General features: G+C 62.7%; 14 protein-coding genes. 9 read left to right on the top strand and 5 right to left on the bottom strand.

What is annotated here, in order from left to right:
• The 9 genes from WA943_RS04845 to WA943_RS04805 form a co-directional block, all read left to right on the top strand.
• A partial coding sequence (locus WA943_RS04845; RefSeq protein WP_424468717.1) for an acyl-CoA dehydrogenase occupies positions 1 to 836 on the top strand: 836 nt, incomplete at its 5' end.
• 111 nt (positions 837 to 947) lie between these two features.
• A complete protein-coding gene (locus WA943_RS04840) occupies positions 948 to 2,003 on the top strand; it encodes an MBL fold metallo-hydrolase (protein ID WP_424468716.1) in 1,056 nt (351 codons plus the stop codon).
• 98 nt (positions 2,004 to 2,101) lie between these two features.
• Positions 2,102 to 3,031, top strand: a complete 930-nt coding sequence (locus WA943_RS04835) for a histone deacetylase family protein (RefSeq protein WP_424468715.1) — start codon at positions 2,102 to 2,104, stop codon at positions 3,029 to 3,031.
• A gap of 18 nt (positions 3,032 to 3,049) precedes the next feature.
• Positions 3,050 to 3,298 (top strand): exodeoxyribonuclease VII small subunit, encoded by a 249-nt coding sequence (locus WA943_RS04830; protein ID WP_424468714.1) that lies wholly within the window; start codon positions 3,050 to 3,052, stop codon positions 3,296 to 3,298.
• A gap of 14 nt (positions 3,299 to 3,312) precedes the next feature.
• Positions 3,313 to 4,215 (top strand): polyprenyl synthetase family protein, encoded by a 903-nt coding sequence (locus WA943_RS04825; RefSeq protein ID WP_424468713.1) that lies wholly within the window; start codon positions 3,313 to 3,315, stop codon positions 4,213 to 4,215.
• A 45-nt stretch (positions 4,216 to 4,260) separates the two neighbouring features.
• A complete protein-coding gene (dxs, locus tag WA943_RS04820; RefSeq protein ID WP_424468712.1) occupies positions 4,261 to 6,207 on the top strand; it encodes a 1-deoxy-D-xylulose-5-phosphate synthase in 1,947 nt (648 codons plus the stop codon).
• Between the two features lie 8 nt (positions 6,208 to 6,215).
• The gene (locus WA943_RS04815; RefSeq protein WP_424468711.1) at positions 6,216 to 6,977 is read left to right on the top strand and encodes a TlyA family RNA methyltransferase; all 762 of its coding nucleotides are present in this window, start codon (positions 6,216 to 6,218) and stop codon (positions 6,975 to 6,977) included.
• Positions 6,974 to 8,221: a class I SAM-dependent RNA methyltransferase gene (locus WA943_RS04810; protein WP_424468710.1), complete on the top strand. Its 1,248-nt coding sequence runs from the start codon at positions 6,974 to 6,976 to the stop codon at positions 8,219 to 8,221. The genes WA943_RS04815 and WA943_RS04810 overlap by 4 nt, the downstream gene beginning before the upstream one ends.
• A gap of 6 nt (positions 8,222 to 8,227) precedes the next feature.
• A complete protein-coding gene (locus tag WA943_RS04805; RefSeq protein WP_424468709.1) occupies positions 8,228 to 9,274 on the top strand; it encodes a methyltransferase domain-containing protein in 1,047 nt (348 codons plus the stop codon).
• Here WA943_RS04805 and aroC read toward each other — a convergent pair.
• The 5 genes from aroC to WA943_RS04780 form a co-directional block, all read right to left on the bottom strand.
• Entirely contained in the window at positions 9,271 to 10,356 is a 1,086-nt protein-coding gene (gene aroC, locus WA943_RS04800) for a chorismate synthase (protein WP_424468708.1), read from the bottom strand. The two genes, WA943_RS04805 and aroC, sit on opposite strands and share 4 nt — an antisense overlap.
• Before the next feature lie 34 nt (positions 10,357 to 10,390).
• Complete coding sequence (fabI, locus tag WA943_RS04795; protein WP_424468707.1) at positions 10,391 to 11,230, bottom strand: enoyl-ACP reductase FabI; 840 nt, start codon at positions 11,228 to 11,230, stop codon at positions 10,391 to 10,393.
• Positions 11,231 to 11,362: 132 nt separating this feature from the next.
• Complete coding sequence (locus WA943_RS04790) at positions 11,363 to 12,256, bottom strand: DnaJ C-terminal domain-containing protein (protein WP_424468706.1); 894 nt, start codon at positions 12,254 to 12,256, stop codon at positions 11,363 to 11,365.
• A gap of 74 nt (positions 12,257 to 12,330) precedes the next feature.
• Positions 12,331 to 13,248 (bottom strand): tetratricopeptide repeat protein, encoded by a 918-nt coding sequence (locus WA943_RS04785; RefSeq protein WP_424468705.1) that lies wholly within the window; start codon positions 13,246 to 13,248, stop codon positions 12,331 to 12,333.
• Between the two features lie 28 nt (positions 13,249 to 13,276).
• A complete protein-coding gene (locus WA943_RS04780) occupies positions 13,277 to 13,750 on the bottom strand; it encodes an RT0821/Lpp0805 family surface protein (protein ID WP_424468704.1) in 474 nt (157 codons plus the stop codon).
• Between the last annotated feature and the right edge of the window lie 7 nt (positions 13,751 to 13,757).

Raw genomic sequence — 13,757 nt, 5'->3', positions numbered from 1 at the left:
ACGCGCAGGAGCGCAAGCAGGGCAGGCCCACGGGCTCGACGCTTGCGCCCGGCGAAATGGCCCCCATTGTTGAGCATCCCGATGTACGCCGCATGCTCCTTACCATGAAGTCGATGACGCAGGCCGCCCGCGCCATCTGCTATGCGAACGCGGTTGCCATCGACACCGCCCATCATGGTGCAGACAAGGAGACGCGCGAAAAGGGTCAGGTCCGTGCCGATCTTCTGACGCCCATCGCAAAATCCTTCTCCACCGACATAGGTTGCGAAGTTGCGTCCATCGGCGTGCAGATCCATGGCGGCATGGGCTTCATCGAAGAAACCGGCGCGGCGCAATATTATCGCGATGCCCGCATCCTGCCGATCTATGAAGGCACGAACGGCATTCAGGCGATCGACCTCGTCACGCGCAAGCTGCCGCTCGGCAATGGCGAAGTCGTTCGCGCCTTCATCGCCGAAATGAAAGAGACGGCAGCGCTTTCTCACGCCTCGAACAATGCGGAGATGATCGCCATAGGTGTGTCGCTCGATGCGGGCATTGCCGCGCTCGACAAGGCGACGGACTACATGCTCGCAAAACTGAGGGGCGCGCCCGACGATTGCCTTGCTGGTGCCGCGCCCTATCTGCGCCTCATCGGCACCGTTGCGGGCGGCCACTTTCTCGCCCGCGCCGCGCTGGTCACCATGCCGGGTGAAAACCCGTTCCCGCCCGCGCGCCTTGCCCTTGCCCGCTTCTATGCCGAGCATGTGCTGCCTGCGAGCCTCGGCCTTCTTGCGCCCGCCACCTCCGGTGCGGCGGCCCTTTTCGCGCTGGAAGCGGATGCGCTGGCCGGGTGATCTTCCCCAGCGTCGAGCTTGGGATAAATGCCGTTGTTTGACCTGACGCGATGACGCGCCTATCACGGATGGGCGGTTCGCAGTCGGGCCGCAATTGTTGAGAGTAGGCGCATGTCCGACGTTTCCCTGGCCCAGCATGAAGAAGGCGCATTGCGCTATCCGCTGACTCGTATCCCCGAACCGGGAGAGTTGATGGAGGCCGCGCCCGGTATCTATTGGGTGCGCATGCCGCTGCCCTTTCAGCTCAACCACATCAATCTCTGGCTGATCGAGGAAGACGATGGCTGGACGCTCGTCGACACCGGCGTCGCCACCGATGAAGTAAAAACCCTCTGGCGCGAGATTTTCGCAAATAGCCTCAAGGGCAAGCCGATCACCCGCGTCATCGTCACCCATCTGCATCCCGATCATGTCGGCCTTGCGGGCTGGATCACGCGCAAATTCGGCGTCGAGCTTCACATGTCGCGCACCGACTTCCTGATGTGCCGTTCGCTGGTCCTCGATACGGGCCGTGAAGCGCCGCAGGAAGCGCTGGATTTCTATCGCGGCGCAGGCATGGGCGAGCGCGGGCTGGAGAGCTACAAGAAACGCTTCGGCGGCTTCGGTTCACACGTCTCACGCCTGCCGGATGTCTTCCGTCGACTGAAGGAAAATGACGAACTGCAAATCGGTGGCCGCAACTGGCGCGTCGTCATCGGCTCCGGCCATGCACCGGAGCATGTCTGCCTCTATAGCGAAGAGGCGAAGATCCTGATTTCGGGCGATCAGGTGCTACCGCGCATTTCGTCGAATGTCAGCGTTCACCCCACGGAGGCGCATGACAATCCGCTTCAGGACTGGATCGATAGCTGCCACCGTCTCCGCGCCAATCTGCCCGACGATGTGCTGGTGCTGCCCGCCCATAACGAGCCTTTCTATGGCCTTCACGCTCGTCTGACGCAGTTGATCGCGGGCCATGAAGACGGGTTATCGAAGCTCCACGACATGCTGGCCGAGCCCAAGCGCGCCATCGACGTTTTCCCCGCGCTCTTCAAGCGCAAGATCGGCCCGGAAGTCTTCTTCATGGCCACCGGCGAAAGCCTCGCCCATCTGAATTGCCTCATCGGCCGCAAAGCCGCCACCGTCACCCGCAATGAAAAGGGTGTCGATTGGTACCAGCGGGCCTGACACTTCGCCTGCCGCCCCTGCGGCGGGTGGTCGCGCCTCGAAGCGGGGGCTGATGAGTGCTACACTCGCGCACTCCGCCTCCCGTTTTGGTCCCGTTTATGGAAACCCTCCTCGTCACTCACTCGGCCTGCCTCGAACATGAGGTGCCGCCCGGCCATCCCGAATGCCCGGATCGCTTGCGCGCCGTGCTCGGTGCGCTCGATGCCGAGGAATTCGCGCTGCTGATGCGCGTCGAAGCGCCGCGCGCCACGATCGAGCAGATCGAACGCGTCCATCCGCCGATCCATATCGAAACCATATTGAACGGCGCGCCTGAAAGCGGCTTTCGCCGCGTCGATGCCGACACCTCCATGTCGCCGGGATCCGCTGAAGCGGCCCTGCGTGCGGCAGGGGCGGTGACCTATGCCGTGGACGAAATCATGGCAGGCCGCGCCCGCAACGCCTTCTGCGCCATCCGCCCGCCGGGCCACCACGCCGAACCCGATCAGGCGATGGGCTTCTGCCTGTTCAATAATGTCGCCATCGGCGCGCTTCACGCGCGCGATGCTTATGGGCTCGCCCGTGTCGCCGTCATCGATTTCGACGTTCACCACGGCAACGGCACGCAGGCCTGTTTCGAAACGGACCCGAACCTATTCTACGCCTCGACCCACCAATGGCCGCTTTATCCCGGCACGGGCCGTGCGGGCGAGCGGGGCCTTGGCAATATATTGAACGCCTGCCTGCCTCCCGGTGCCGGTTCGACGGAATTCCGCGAGGCTTTTGCCGATAAAATTCTGCCCGCTCTGGCGCAATTTGAACCCGGTTTCATCTTCATTTCGGCGGGTTTCGATGCCCATGCTGCCGATCCGCTCGCCAATTTGCGGCTTTCGGAAGATGATTACGGCTGGGTGACGGCCGAGCTGGTGCGTTTGACCAACAAGGTTTGCAACGGCCGCGTTGTCTCAACGCTTGAGGGCGGTTATGACTTGGCCGCACTGGCTGCCAGTACGCGGTCGCATGTCCGGGCGCTCCAGCTCGCTGCCTGATCTCCGGGGAGAAACAATATGGCATCGTCGACTGCCGATATCGAAAAGCTGAGCTTCGAGGATGCGCTGGCGCAACTCGAAAAGATCGTCAGCCAGCTTGAATCCGGCGAAGCGCCGCTTGAAAAATCGATCGAGCTTTATGAGCGCGGCACCGCGCTGAAGGCCCATTGCGAAGCGCGCCTCAAGGCCGCCGAAGCCAAAGTCGAGAAGATCACGCTTTCGGCGGGCGGCGAGCCCACCGGCACAGCGCCGCTCGACGTCGAATAAACGGCCGATCCTGTATGACTGCAAATCGCGCATCCGCATTCGACGCCGCCATGACCCGTTCGCAGGTCAACGTCGAAGCTGCGCTTGATGCGCTGCTGCCTCGCGCCGATGGGCCCGAAGCGCGCGTTTTCGAAGCAATGCGCTATGCGGTGCTGGTCGGTGGGAAGCGTTTTCGGCCTTTTCTCGTCTGCGAAAGCGCAAAGCTGTTCGGCGTGCATAGCGCCTCTGCGCTGCGCGTCGCCGCCGCCGTCGAATGCGTCCACACCTATTCGCTCGTCCATGACGATCTTCCTTGTATGGATGACGACGATCTTCGCCGTGGCCAGCCGACCGTGCATCACAAATATGACGAGGCGACAGCCGTACTCGCAGGCGACGCATTGCTGACCTTTGCCTTTGAAATTCTCGCCGATGGCGGCACGCATGAGCTGAGCGAGGTGCGCCTCGATCTCGTGCGCCGTCTCGCTGAAGCGGCAGGCGCGCGCGGCATGGTCGGCGGCCAGATGATCGATCTCGCAAGCGAGGGCCAGTCCCTCGATATCGGCGCGGTTACCCGACTTCAACGCCTGAAGACGGGCGCTCTCATCGCTTTTTCAAGCGAAGCGGGCGCCGTGCTCGGCCGCGCCTCTGATGAAGCGCTCCACGCGCTCCACGCTTATGCACACAATCTGGGGCTCGCTTACCAGATTGCGGACGATTTGCTTGATGTGGAGGGTGAGGCGGCCGTGATAGGCAAGTCGCCGGGCAAGGATGAGAAGGCCGGAAAAGCCACCTTCGTCTCGATCCTGGGGCTCGAACGGGCCCGGGATCAGGCCCGGATGCTCTCCGATCAGGCGATCCAACATCTTGATTTATTTGACGAAAAAGCAGACCTTTTGCGTGAGGCGGCACGTTTCGTTATAAACCGTCGCAACTGAGCCGCCGGATAGTCCGGGGAGGACCGGCCGCGGCCGAGGTACGTTTTGAACAATAAACTGCATACGCCCCTGCTTGATCGCATTGCGAGCACCGCCGATGTGCGCGCCTTGCCGGAATCCGACCTTCGTCAGCTTGCGGATGAATTGCGCGCCGAAATGATCGATGCCGTTTCGGTCACGGGCGGGCATCTCGGCGCGGGCCTCGGCGTCGTCGAGCTCACCGTCGCGCTCCACTATATTTTCAATACGCCCGAAGATCGCCTCATCTGGGACGTCGGTCATCAGGCCTATCCGCATAAAATTCTGACCGGCCGCCGCGACCGTATCCGCACGCTGCGCCAGCCGGGCGGCCTGTCCGGTTTCACCAAGCGCGCCGAAAGCGAATACGACCCCTTTGGCGCAGCCCACTCATCTACCTCGATTTCCGCTGGCCTCGGCATGGCCGTTGGCCGCGATCTCAAGGGCGGCAAGAACAACGTCGTCGCGGTCATCGGCGACGGCGCGATGAGCGCGGGCATGGCCTATGAGGCCATGAACAATGCGGGCGCGATGGATAGCCGCCTCATCATCGTGTTGAACGACAACGACATGTCGATTGCGCCTCCCGTCGGCGGCATGAGCGCCTATCTCGCGCGCCTGATTTCCGGCAGCGCCTATCGCTCCGTCCGCGACCTCGCCAAACAGATCGCCAAGCTTTTCCCCAAAGGCATTGAGGAAAGCGCGCGCCGCGCCGAGGAATATGCGCGCGGCATGGCGACCGGCGGCACGCTCTTCGAAGAACTCGGCCTTTATTATGTTGGCCCCATCGACGGTCATAATCTCGACCATCTTCTGCCCGTGCTGAAAAACGTCCGCGACGCGGGCGAGGGGCCGATCCTCGTTCATGTCGTGACGCAGAAGGGCAAGGGCTATGCGCCTGCCGAAGCCGCCGACGACAAATATCACGGCGTCGCGAAGTTCGACGTCATCACCGGCACACAAGCCAAGGCGGCGGCGAACGCACCGTCCTATACGCGCGTCTTCGCAGACAGCCTCATCGCCCATGCCGAGCGCGACGACAAGATCGTCGCCGTCACAGCCGCAATGCCCTCGGGCACTGGCCTTGATCATTTCGGCGCGCGCTTCCCCAAGCGTACCTTCGATGTCGGCATCGCCGAGCAACATGCCGTGACCTTCGCGGCGGGCCTTGCGACAGAAGGCTTCAAGCCCTTCTGCGCCATCTATTCGACCTTCCTGCAGCGCGCCTACGATCAGGTCGTCCATGACGTCGCGATCCAGCGTCTGCCGGTCCGTTTCGCCATCGACCGCGCCGGCCTCGTCGGCGCGGATGGTCCGACCCATGCGGGCTCCTTCGACGTCGCCTATCTCGCTTGCCTGCCGGACTTCATTGTCATGGCCGCCGCCGAGGAGGTGGAGTTGAAGCACATGGTCGCGACAGCCGTTGAAATCGACGACCGCCCCTCCGCCTTCCGCTATCCGCGCGGCGAAGGTGTCGGCCTCGAAATGCCCGCCATCGGTACGCCGCTTGAAATCGGCAAGGGCCGCATCATCCGTGAAGGGACGAAAGTGGCGATCCTTTCGCTTGGCACGCGCCTCGCCGAAGCCATGAAGGCGGCAGACCAGCTTGCCGCACTCGGCCTTTCGACGACGGTTGCCGATGCGCGCTTTGCAAAGCCCATCGATGAAGCGTTGATCGCGCGCCTCGCCCGCGAGCATGAGGTCCTCATCATCGCGGAAGAGGGCTCGGTCGGCGGTTTTGCCTCGCAGGTTCTCGACTATCTCGCACGTTCCGGCGCTCTCGATCGCGGGTTGAAGGTGCGTCCGATGCATTTCCCCGACACGTTCATCGATCAGGACAAGCCGGAGAAGATGTATGACCTTGCCGGGCTGAACGCGCCTTCGATGGTCGAGACGGCGCTCTCCGCTCTCAATCTGCAAAACGAGATCGCCGAGCTCGCCGCACTTCGCGCCGCCGCGCCCAAGCTCGTCTGAGCACAGCCATGTCCAGCACGCGCAAGCGTCTCGATCAACTTCTGATCGAGCGTGGCCTCTTCGCTTCGCGCGCCAAGGCTCGCGCCGCGATCCTGGGCAGTCTCGTCCATGTCGATGGCGTGCTCGTCACCAAGGCTTCGCAGATGGTCGATGAGCATGTCTCGATTGACGTCGATCCTTCCGCTCATCTTTATGTCTCGCGCGGCGCATTGAAGCTCGAACACGCCTTGGCAAGCTTTGCCATCGAGCCGCGCAACCTCAACTGTCTCGATATCGGCGCCTCGACCGGTGGTTTCACGCAAGTCCTGCTCGCGCATGGCGCGCGGCACGTAACCGCCGTCGACGTTGGCCACAGCCAGCTTGCCGCTGAACTCGCCGCCGATCCGCGCGTGACATCGCTCGAAAATCTCAACGCGAAGGATCTGACGGCTGCCCATCTGGCTGATGGTTCCGTCGATCTCATCGTTGCCGATGTGAGCTTCATCAGCCTGACCAAGGCGCTGCCTGCGGCCCTCGCACTGGCAGGCCCTGGCGCGCATCTCATCGCCCTTATCAAGCCGCAATTTGAGGTCGGCCCGGGCAAGGTGGGTAAGGGCGGCATCGTGCGCGATGCGGCGCTTCACGCAGAAGTATGCGAAACTGTCGCCGCCTGGCTCGGCGCAATGCCCGGCTGGCGCGTTCTCGGCGTCACCGACAGCCCCATCGAGGGCGGCGACGGCAATAAGGAATTTCTCGTAGCAGCCGTTCTGGACGGCGGAAAGAACTCGTGACTGACGTCGAGGTAACAATATCTTCGCTGGGCCATCTCGGTGATGGCGTCGCGGAAACGCCAACGGGACAGCTTTTCGTTCCCTTCACCCTCGCGGGCGAGCGCGCGCTCGTTCGGCCGAGTGGTGAGGGCAGGGCGGAGCTTCTCAAGGTTCTGGAAGCCTCGTCGGAGCGTGTGGCTGCGCCATGCAAGCATTTCGGCATTTGCGGGGGCTGTACGCTTCAGCACATGGAGATGGCGTCCTACGCCGGATGGAAGCGCCTTCAGGTTACTGCCGCTCTCAATGCGCGCGGGCTGGATTGCGATGTCGATCCGCTCGTCCCCGCAACGCCGCGCAGCCGTCGCCGCGCGAGCTTCGCCGCGACGCGCACGAAGAAGGGCGTAACGATCGGCTATTACGGGCGCGCCAGCCATACGATCATTGCCATTCAGGAATGCCCGCTCGTCGTCCCGGAAATCGAAAGCGCGTTTGCCGACCTCGCGCATCTTGTCGAGCCGGGTCTGTCGCGCAAGGGCCGCGCGTCTCTCGCGGTCACGGCGACCGATGCCGGTCTTGATGTCGCCGTCAGCGGCGGCAAGGAAGCGCCCGACGGCGTGCTCCGTGCCGAACTTGCAAAACGCGCCGCCGCGGTAAATCTCGCGCGCCTTACCTGGGATGGCGACATTCTCGCCGAACGCCGCATCCCTCTCGTCACTTTCTCCGGCCTGAGTGTCGCGCCGCCGCCCGACTCCTTTTTGCAGGCAACCGTCGAAGGCGAAGCGACCCTTGTGCGTCTCGTGCTTGAAGCGGTGGGCGACGCAAAGCGCGTTGCCGATCTCTTTGCCGGTTGCGGCACCTTCACGGCAGCGCTGGCCAAACGCAGCGCCGTGCTCGCCGTCGAAGGCGAAGCCAAACAGATTGCCGCGCTCGATCGCGCCTTGCGCATGCAAGGTCCGGCCCTCGGCTTGAAGCCTGTGGATCTTGTGACGCGCGATCTCTTTCGCCGTCCCATACATGCGTCAGAGCTTTTGAAAACGGACGCCGTCGTCTTCGATCCGCCGCGCGCCGGAGCGGCGGCGCAGGCAGAAATGCTGGCGAAATCTTCCGTGCCGCTCATCATCGGCGTGTCCTGCAATCCCGCCACATTCGCACGCGATGCCCGCACATTGGTCGATGGTGGGTACAAGCTCACACGCGTGACGCCGGTAGACCAATTTCTCTGGTCGCCGCATATTGAACTGGTGGGAATCTTCCGAAAGGAGTGAGCCGCGATGGCAGGCCCGCTTTCAAGGATCGGTTACGGGCTCGGGCAGGGCGCGCGCGTCGCCTGGTATGTCGGCCATTACCTCGCCGTCAATCGCATGCGCGGGCCGCTGGTGCCGCCCGGCGAGGCGCCAGTATCGGTGCAGGGAAAAGTGCCCGGCTGGCAAGGCCTTGTTGCCGGCATGCGCGCGCTTTTCGAGCGTGACTGGAAGAACATCGAGGAAGGCTTATACCGCGCGCCCGACGGTCTTGCCGCGCCATCCGATGCGCTTGCCGCAAGCATCCGTTTCTTCAAGGACGCGCGCAAGGTTGACGAGCGCCGCCTCTCGCGCGCTCATTCCGAAGTGCTGACAGACGAATTGCGAGCGCGCTACCCGCGCTACTATCTGCAGAATTTTCACTATCAGACCGGCGGCTGGTTCTCGCGAGAATCCGCAAAGCTTTACGACACGCAGGTCGAAGTTCTCTTCAACGGCACGGCGGGCGCCATGCGTCGTCAGGCGCTGGTGCCGCTCGCCCATGCGCTTCAGGGGCGCGATCAGCGCAAGCTGCAATTGCTCGATGTCGCTTGCGGCACAGGGCGTTTCCTCGAAGATGTAGCGGCGAATTATCCGCGCCTCAATATTACCGGCCTCGACCTCTCGCCCGCCTATGTTGCCGAAGCCCGGTCGCGTCTTGGCAATCGCCGCAATATTTCGATCGTCGAGGCAAATGCGGAAACAATGCCGTTCGCCGACGCCTCGCAAGATATCGTCACCTGCATTTATCTTTTCCACGAATTGCCGCCGAAAATTCGCAAGGTGATTGCGGCTGAAATCGCCCGCGTCCTGAAGCCGGGCGGATGCGCGGTCATCGTCGACGCGCTGCAAACGGGCGACACGCCGAATTACGACGGGCTTCTCGAGTTTTTCCCCATCGGCTTCCACGAGCCCTACTTCAATTCATATCTTGCGGAGGATTTCGCGACACTCTTCGCGCGGCATGGCCTGACGCAAACGCAAGCGACGCCTGCATTCCTGTCCAAGGTCATGGTGTTCGAAAAACAGGCGGCTTAGCCGACCTGCCCGCGATGGCGCAGGAAATGATCGGCGAGCACGCAGGCGACCATCGCTTCCCCAACCGGCACAGCGCGAATGCCAACGCAAGGATCGTGGCGGCCCTTCGTCTGAATCTCCGCATCGGCGCCCGATTTGGTGATCGTGTGACGAGGCGCAAGGATCGACGATGTCGGCTTCACGGCAAAGCGCGCGACAATGTCCTGCCCCGACGAAATGCCGCCGAGAATGCCGCCAGCATGGTTCGATGTGAAGATCGGGCCGTTATTGCCGCTATGCATCTCGTCGGCATTTTCCTCGCCAGACAAGGCCGCCGCCGCAAAGCCATCGCCGATCTCGACGCCCTTGACCGCATTGATGCTCATCAATGCTGCCGCAATTTCCGTATCGAGCTTGCCGTAAATCGGCGCGCCAAGACCCACAGGCACGCCCGAGGCCACAACCTCGATGATTGCGCCGCAGGACGAGCCCGCCTTGCGCACACCGTCGAGATAGTCTTCCCAATTGGCAGCCGCTTTGGCGTCCGGGCACCAGAAGGGATTGTTGCCCGTCTCGTCCCAGTTCCAGTTCGCGCGGTCAATCTTGTGCGGTCCCATCTGCACGAGTGCCGCGCGGATCGTCACGCCGGGGAGAACCTTGCGCGCAATAGCGCCCGCGGCAACGCGCGCCGCCGTTTCGCGCGCTGACGAACGACCGCCGCCGCGATAATCGCGAATGCCGTATTTGGCGAGGTAGGTGTAGTCCGCATGGCCGGGGCGGAACTTTTCCTTGATGTCGCCATAGTCCTTGGAGCGCTGATCGACATTCTCGATCATCAGCGAGATCGGTGTGCCGGTCGTCACTTCCTCGCCCGTGTCTTCGTCGAAGAAGGTGCCGGAAAGGATCTTCACCGTGTCGGGCTCGCGCCGCTGCGTCGTGAAACGCGACTGGCCGGGTTTGCGCTTGTCGAGCCAGACCTGAATATCTTCAGCCTTCAGCGGCAGGCGCGGCGGCGCGCCATCGACCACGCAGCCGAGCGCCGGCCCGTGGCTTTCGCCCCAGGTCGTCACGCGGAAGAGATGGCCGAACGTATTGTGCGACATGGGCGCAATAGCCTCGCGAAAGGAAAGACTGGCGTCAGACGATGCTCATATCGGGCGCATCTTCGGCCTTCATGCCGACGACGTGATAACCGGCATCGACATGAAGCACTTCGCCGGTCACGCCCGAGCCGAGATCGGAAAGGAGATAGAGCGCGGTGTTGCCCACTTCTTCAATTGTTACCGTCCGCTTCAGCGGCGCATTGAGCTCGTTCCACTTCAGGATATAGCGGAAGTCGCCGATGCCCGAAGCGGCAAGCGTCTTGATCGGGCCAGCCGACACGGCGTTGACGCGGATATTGTTGCGTCCGAGATCGACCGAGAGATAGCGCACACTCGCTTCGAGCGCGGCCTTTGCCACGCCCATGATGTTGTAATGCGGGATCACTTTTTCCGAGCCGTAATAGGTGAGGGTGGCGATCGAGCCGCCATCCGTCATCAGCTTCTCGGCGCGCTGGCAAAGCGCGACAAACGAGTAGCAGGAGATCGCCATGCTGGCGGTGAAGTTGTCGAGCGACGTGTCGATATAGCGTCCAGTCAACTCGTCCTTGTTGGAATAGGCGATGGCGTGCACGAAGAAATCGAGCTTGCCCCATTCCTTCTCAAGCGTTTCGAACACGGCGTCCATGCTGGCGGCGTTGGTGACGTCGCAAGGCAGGATCAGCGTCGAGCCGATGGATTCGGCGAGCGGCACAACGCGCTTTTGCAGCGCCTCCCCCTGATAGGTGAAGGCTATTTCTGCGCCCTGATCGGCGCAGGCCTTGGCGATGCCCCAGGCGATAGACCTGTTGTTCGCAACACCCATGATGAGGCCACGTTTGCCAGCCATCAGGCCGCCGCCGCGGACGGCTGTTGTATTTATGATGGCTTCGCTCATCGCTTGCCTCACCCTGTTCGTGACCCTTGGAAATCGGGCGCATCCTACACAATAGACTAGTCGGGTCCATCAAAAAGCCGTAGCGGCATTTCCGGGCGCTCGCAAAGGGTGCGGGCGTTTACTTATTGAAATTCAAGGCTTTTTTCGTGGGGCATGAGAAAGGCCCTGCGCCCAGCTTGCCGCGAAGTCGCGCATCGCCGAATCGGGCTTCTCAGGCAGCATGAGTTCGAGCGTGACGTAGTGATCGCCAATTTCCCGCCCGGCCTCCGGCGCGATGCCTTTGCCCTTGAGGCGGAGCCGCGTTCCCGTATTTGCCCCGGCCGGAATGGAGAGCGTCACCGGACCCGAAACCGTCTCGACATCGATTTTCGCGCCCAGCACCGCTTCGGGAAGCGAGATCGGAAGCGTCGCATAAATATCGAGCCCGTCGCGCCTGAAGGCGTCGTGTGCCTCGACGGCAACGGAAATCAGTGCATCGCCGGCGGGTGCGCCGCCGAAACCCTCGCCGCCCTGTCCACGCAGGCGAATTTGCTGGTCGTCTTCGATCCCGGCAGGAATGCGCACGTCGAGCGTCTTGCCATTATTGAGCGTCACGCGCCGTTTTGTGCCGCATACCGCCTCCAGAAACGGCACGGAGAGCCGATAGGTCTGGTCTTCGCCGCGCGCGCGGAAAACGCGTTTATGCGCATTGCGCAAGCCGCCGAAGAGCTCTGAAAACAGATCCCCGTTCTGCTCGGCGCTTCCCGCCATGTCTGTTTCAAAGATCGGTTCCTGCGAAGCGCCGGGCCGCATATAAGGCGCATCCTGAAAGGGGCCGCCCGTTTGCGCATGGCGCGCCCTTGCGCCTGCGTCTTTCAGCAAATTATAGGCGGCCGTCACTTCCTGAAACCGCGATTGCGTCCCGGCAGCCGTTTTCGCTCCTTGCGCGTCCGGATGGTACTTCTTGGCGAGCCGCCGATACGCCGCCTTGATCTCGGCGGTGCTGGCGTTCTGGCCGAGGCCGAGAATGTCATAAGGGTCGCGCAATCACTTACTCCGGCGGCGGAAAGGCAAAGACTAGCGCGCCGCCCGATACGATTTCGTTAACCGTTGCCTGCCGCTCAATAGCGGTCGGACGGATTGTCTTCCGGATTTTGAAAGACCGGCGGCAGCGGTTCGGCGGCCACAGGCACCTGATCTGGCACCACGGTCTGTCCCGGCACGTTCGTCTCCGGTTGCGGGGCGGGCGGTGCAGCGGACGCCGCAGGTTCGGCGACAGCGGGGGCCGGGGTTTCCGGCGTTGAAGCCTGCGGCGCAGGCGCAGCAACGATAGCGGGCGCTACCGGGGCTGCGGGCGCAGGCTGCTCCGCTGAAGGGCTCGGCTGCGGTGCGGGCAGGACGTTCACTACAGGCGCTTCAGCCCGCTGCGGCGCCTTTGGCCCATCGAGCGAGGGCACAAGTATGGCGAGCCGGTCGATCGCAGGCTGGCTGCCGGACCGTGCCGCCAGCGCATACCAGCCAAGCGCCTTGGGCAAATCTTTTTCGACACCCGTTCCCCGCTCATACATCACGGCGAGATTATATTGCGCGATTGGGCTGCCCGCGCGTGCGGCTGAATGAAACCAGAAGGCGGCGGCTTCGAGATTTTTCGGTACGCCATCGCCTTCAAGATGCATGAAAGCCGCGTTGACCTGTGCGAGCGCAAATCCCTTGCTGCCCGCTTCTTCGTAAAACCAGAGCGCGCGTTTGGGATCGCGCGGCGTTCCTTCGCCCTTGCGCAGCATCAGCGCTACATTGCGCATGGCGGCCAGATCGGCCTGTTGCGCAAGCGGCAACCAGATCTGAAATGCTTTTGCGAAGTCGCCCTTGTCATAGGCGGCGACGCCTTCCTGAAAGCGGACGCTGGGAGGCGGAAGGGGATCGGCTCGGGTGGGAAAAACCTGCACGGGTGCTGCATGCGCTGCGGCTGCGTTCAAGAAGAACGCAGCCGCAAATAGCATGACAATGAGGCCCGCCCATCCGGGCAAGGACTTGAACATGGGCCGCATCATCCCCCCGGAAGATCGATTAGCTATTGACGATCTGCCATGAGCCATCGGGCTGGCGGCATGCGGTGCCATAGGCGCGCTCCGTCTTCCCGCCGACGACTACGCTCTGCGAGTATTCGCGGCAATAGGTGTTGTTCTGCTGATAGGCGCGCTGCGGAACCACTGTGCCGTAATGGCCGGAATCGGGATTGCGCCATTCGACCGGCTGGCCTGCCTGGCCGGACTCCAGCGCGCTTTGCGTCGATTGCGACATGTATTGCTGGTCGGCACGGTCAAGCGACTGGCCGATCGAGCTGCCGACAAGCGCGCCAAGCAGCACGCCCGCACCGGTCGCCCAGAGCCGGCCCGTGCCGCCGCCGATCGCGGAGCCTGCAAGGCCGCCCGCGACTGCACCGCCAAGCGTGCCGATATTCTGCTTGGGACCCGCGCCCGGCTGGCATGCGGCAAGCGAGAGGGCCACTGCGCCAACTGCAAAAACCTTGAGAGCTTTCATTTTCTTC

It is taken from the genome of Parvibaculum sp. (assembly GCF_049651025.1).
GTDB lineage: Bacteria > Pseudomonadota > Alphaproteobacteria > Parvibaculales > Parvibaculaceae > Parvibaculum.
The sequence above is the reverse complement of the archived record's forward strand: the minus strand, read 5'-3'. Positions and strand labels throughout refer to the sequence as shown.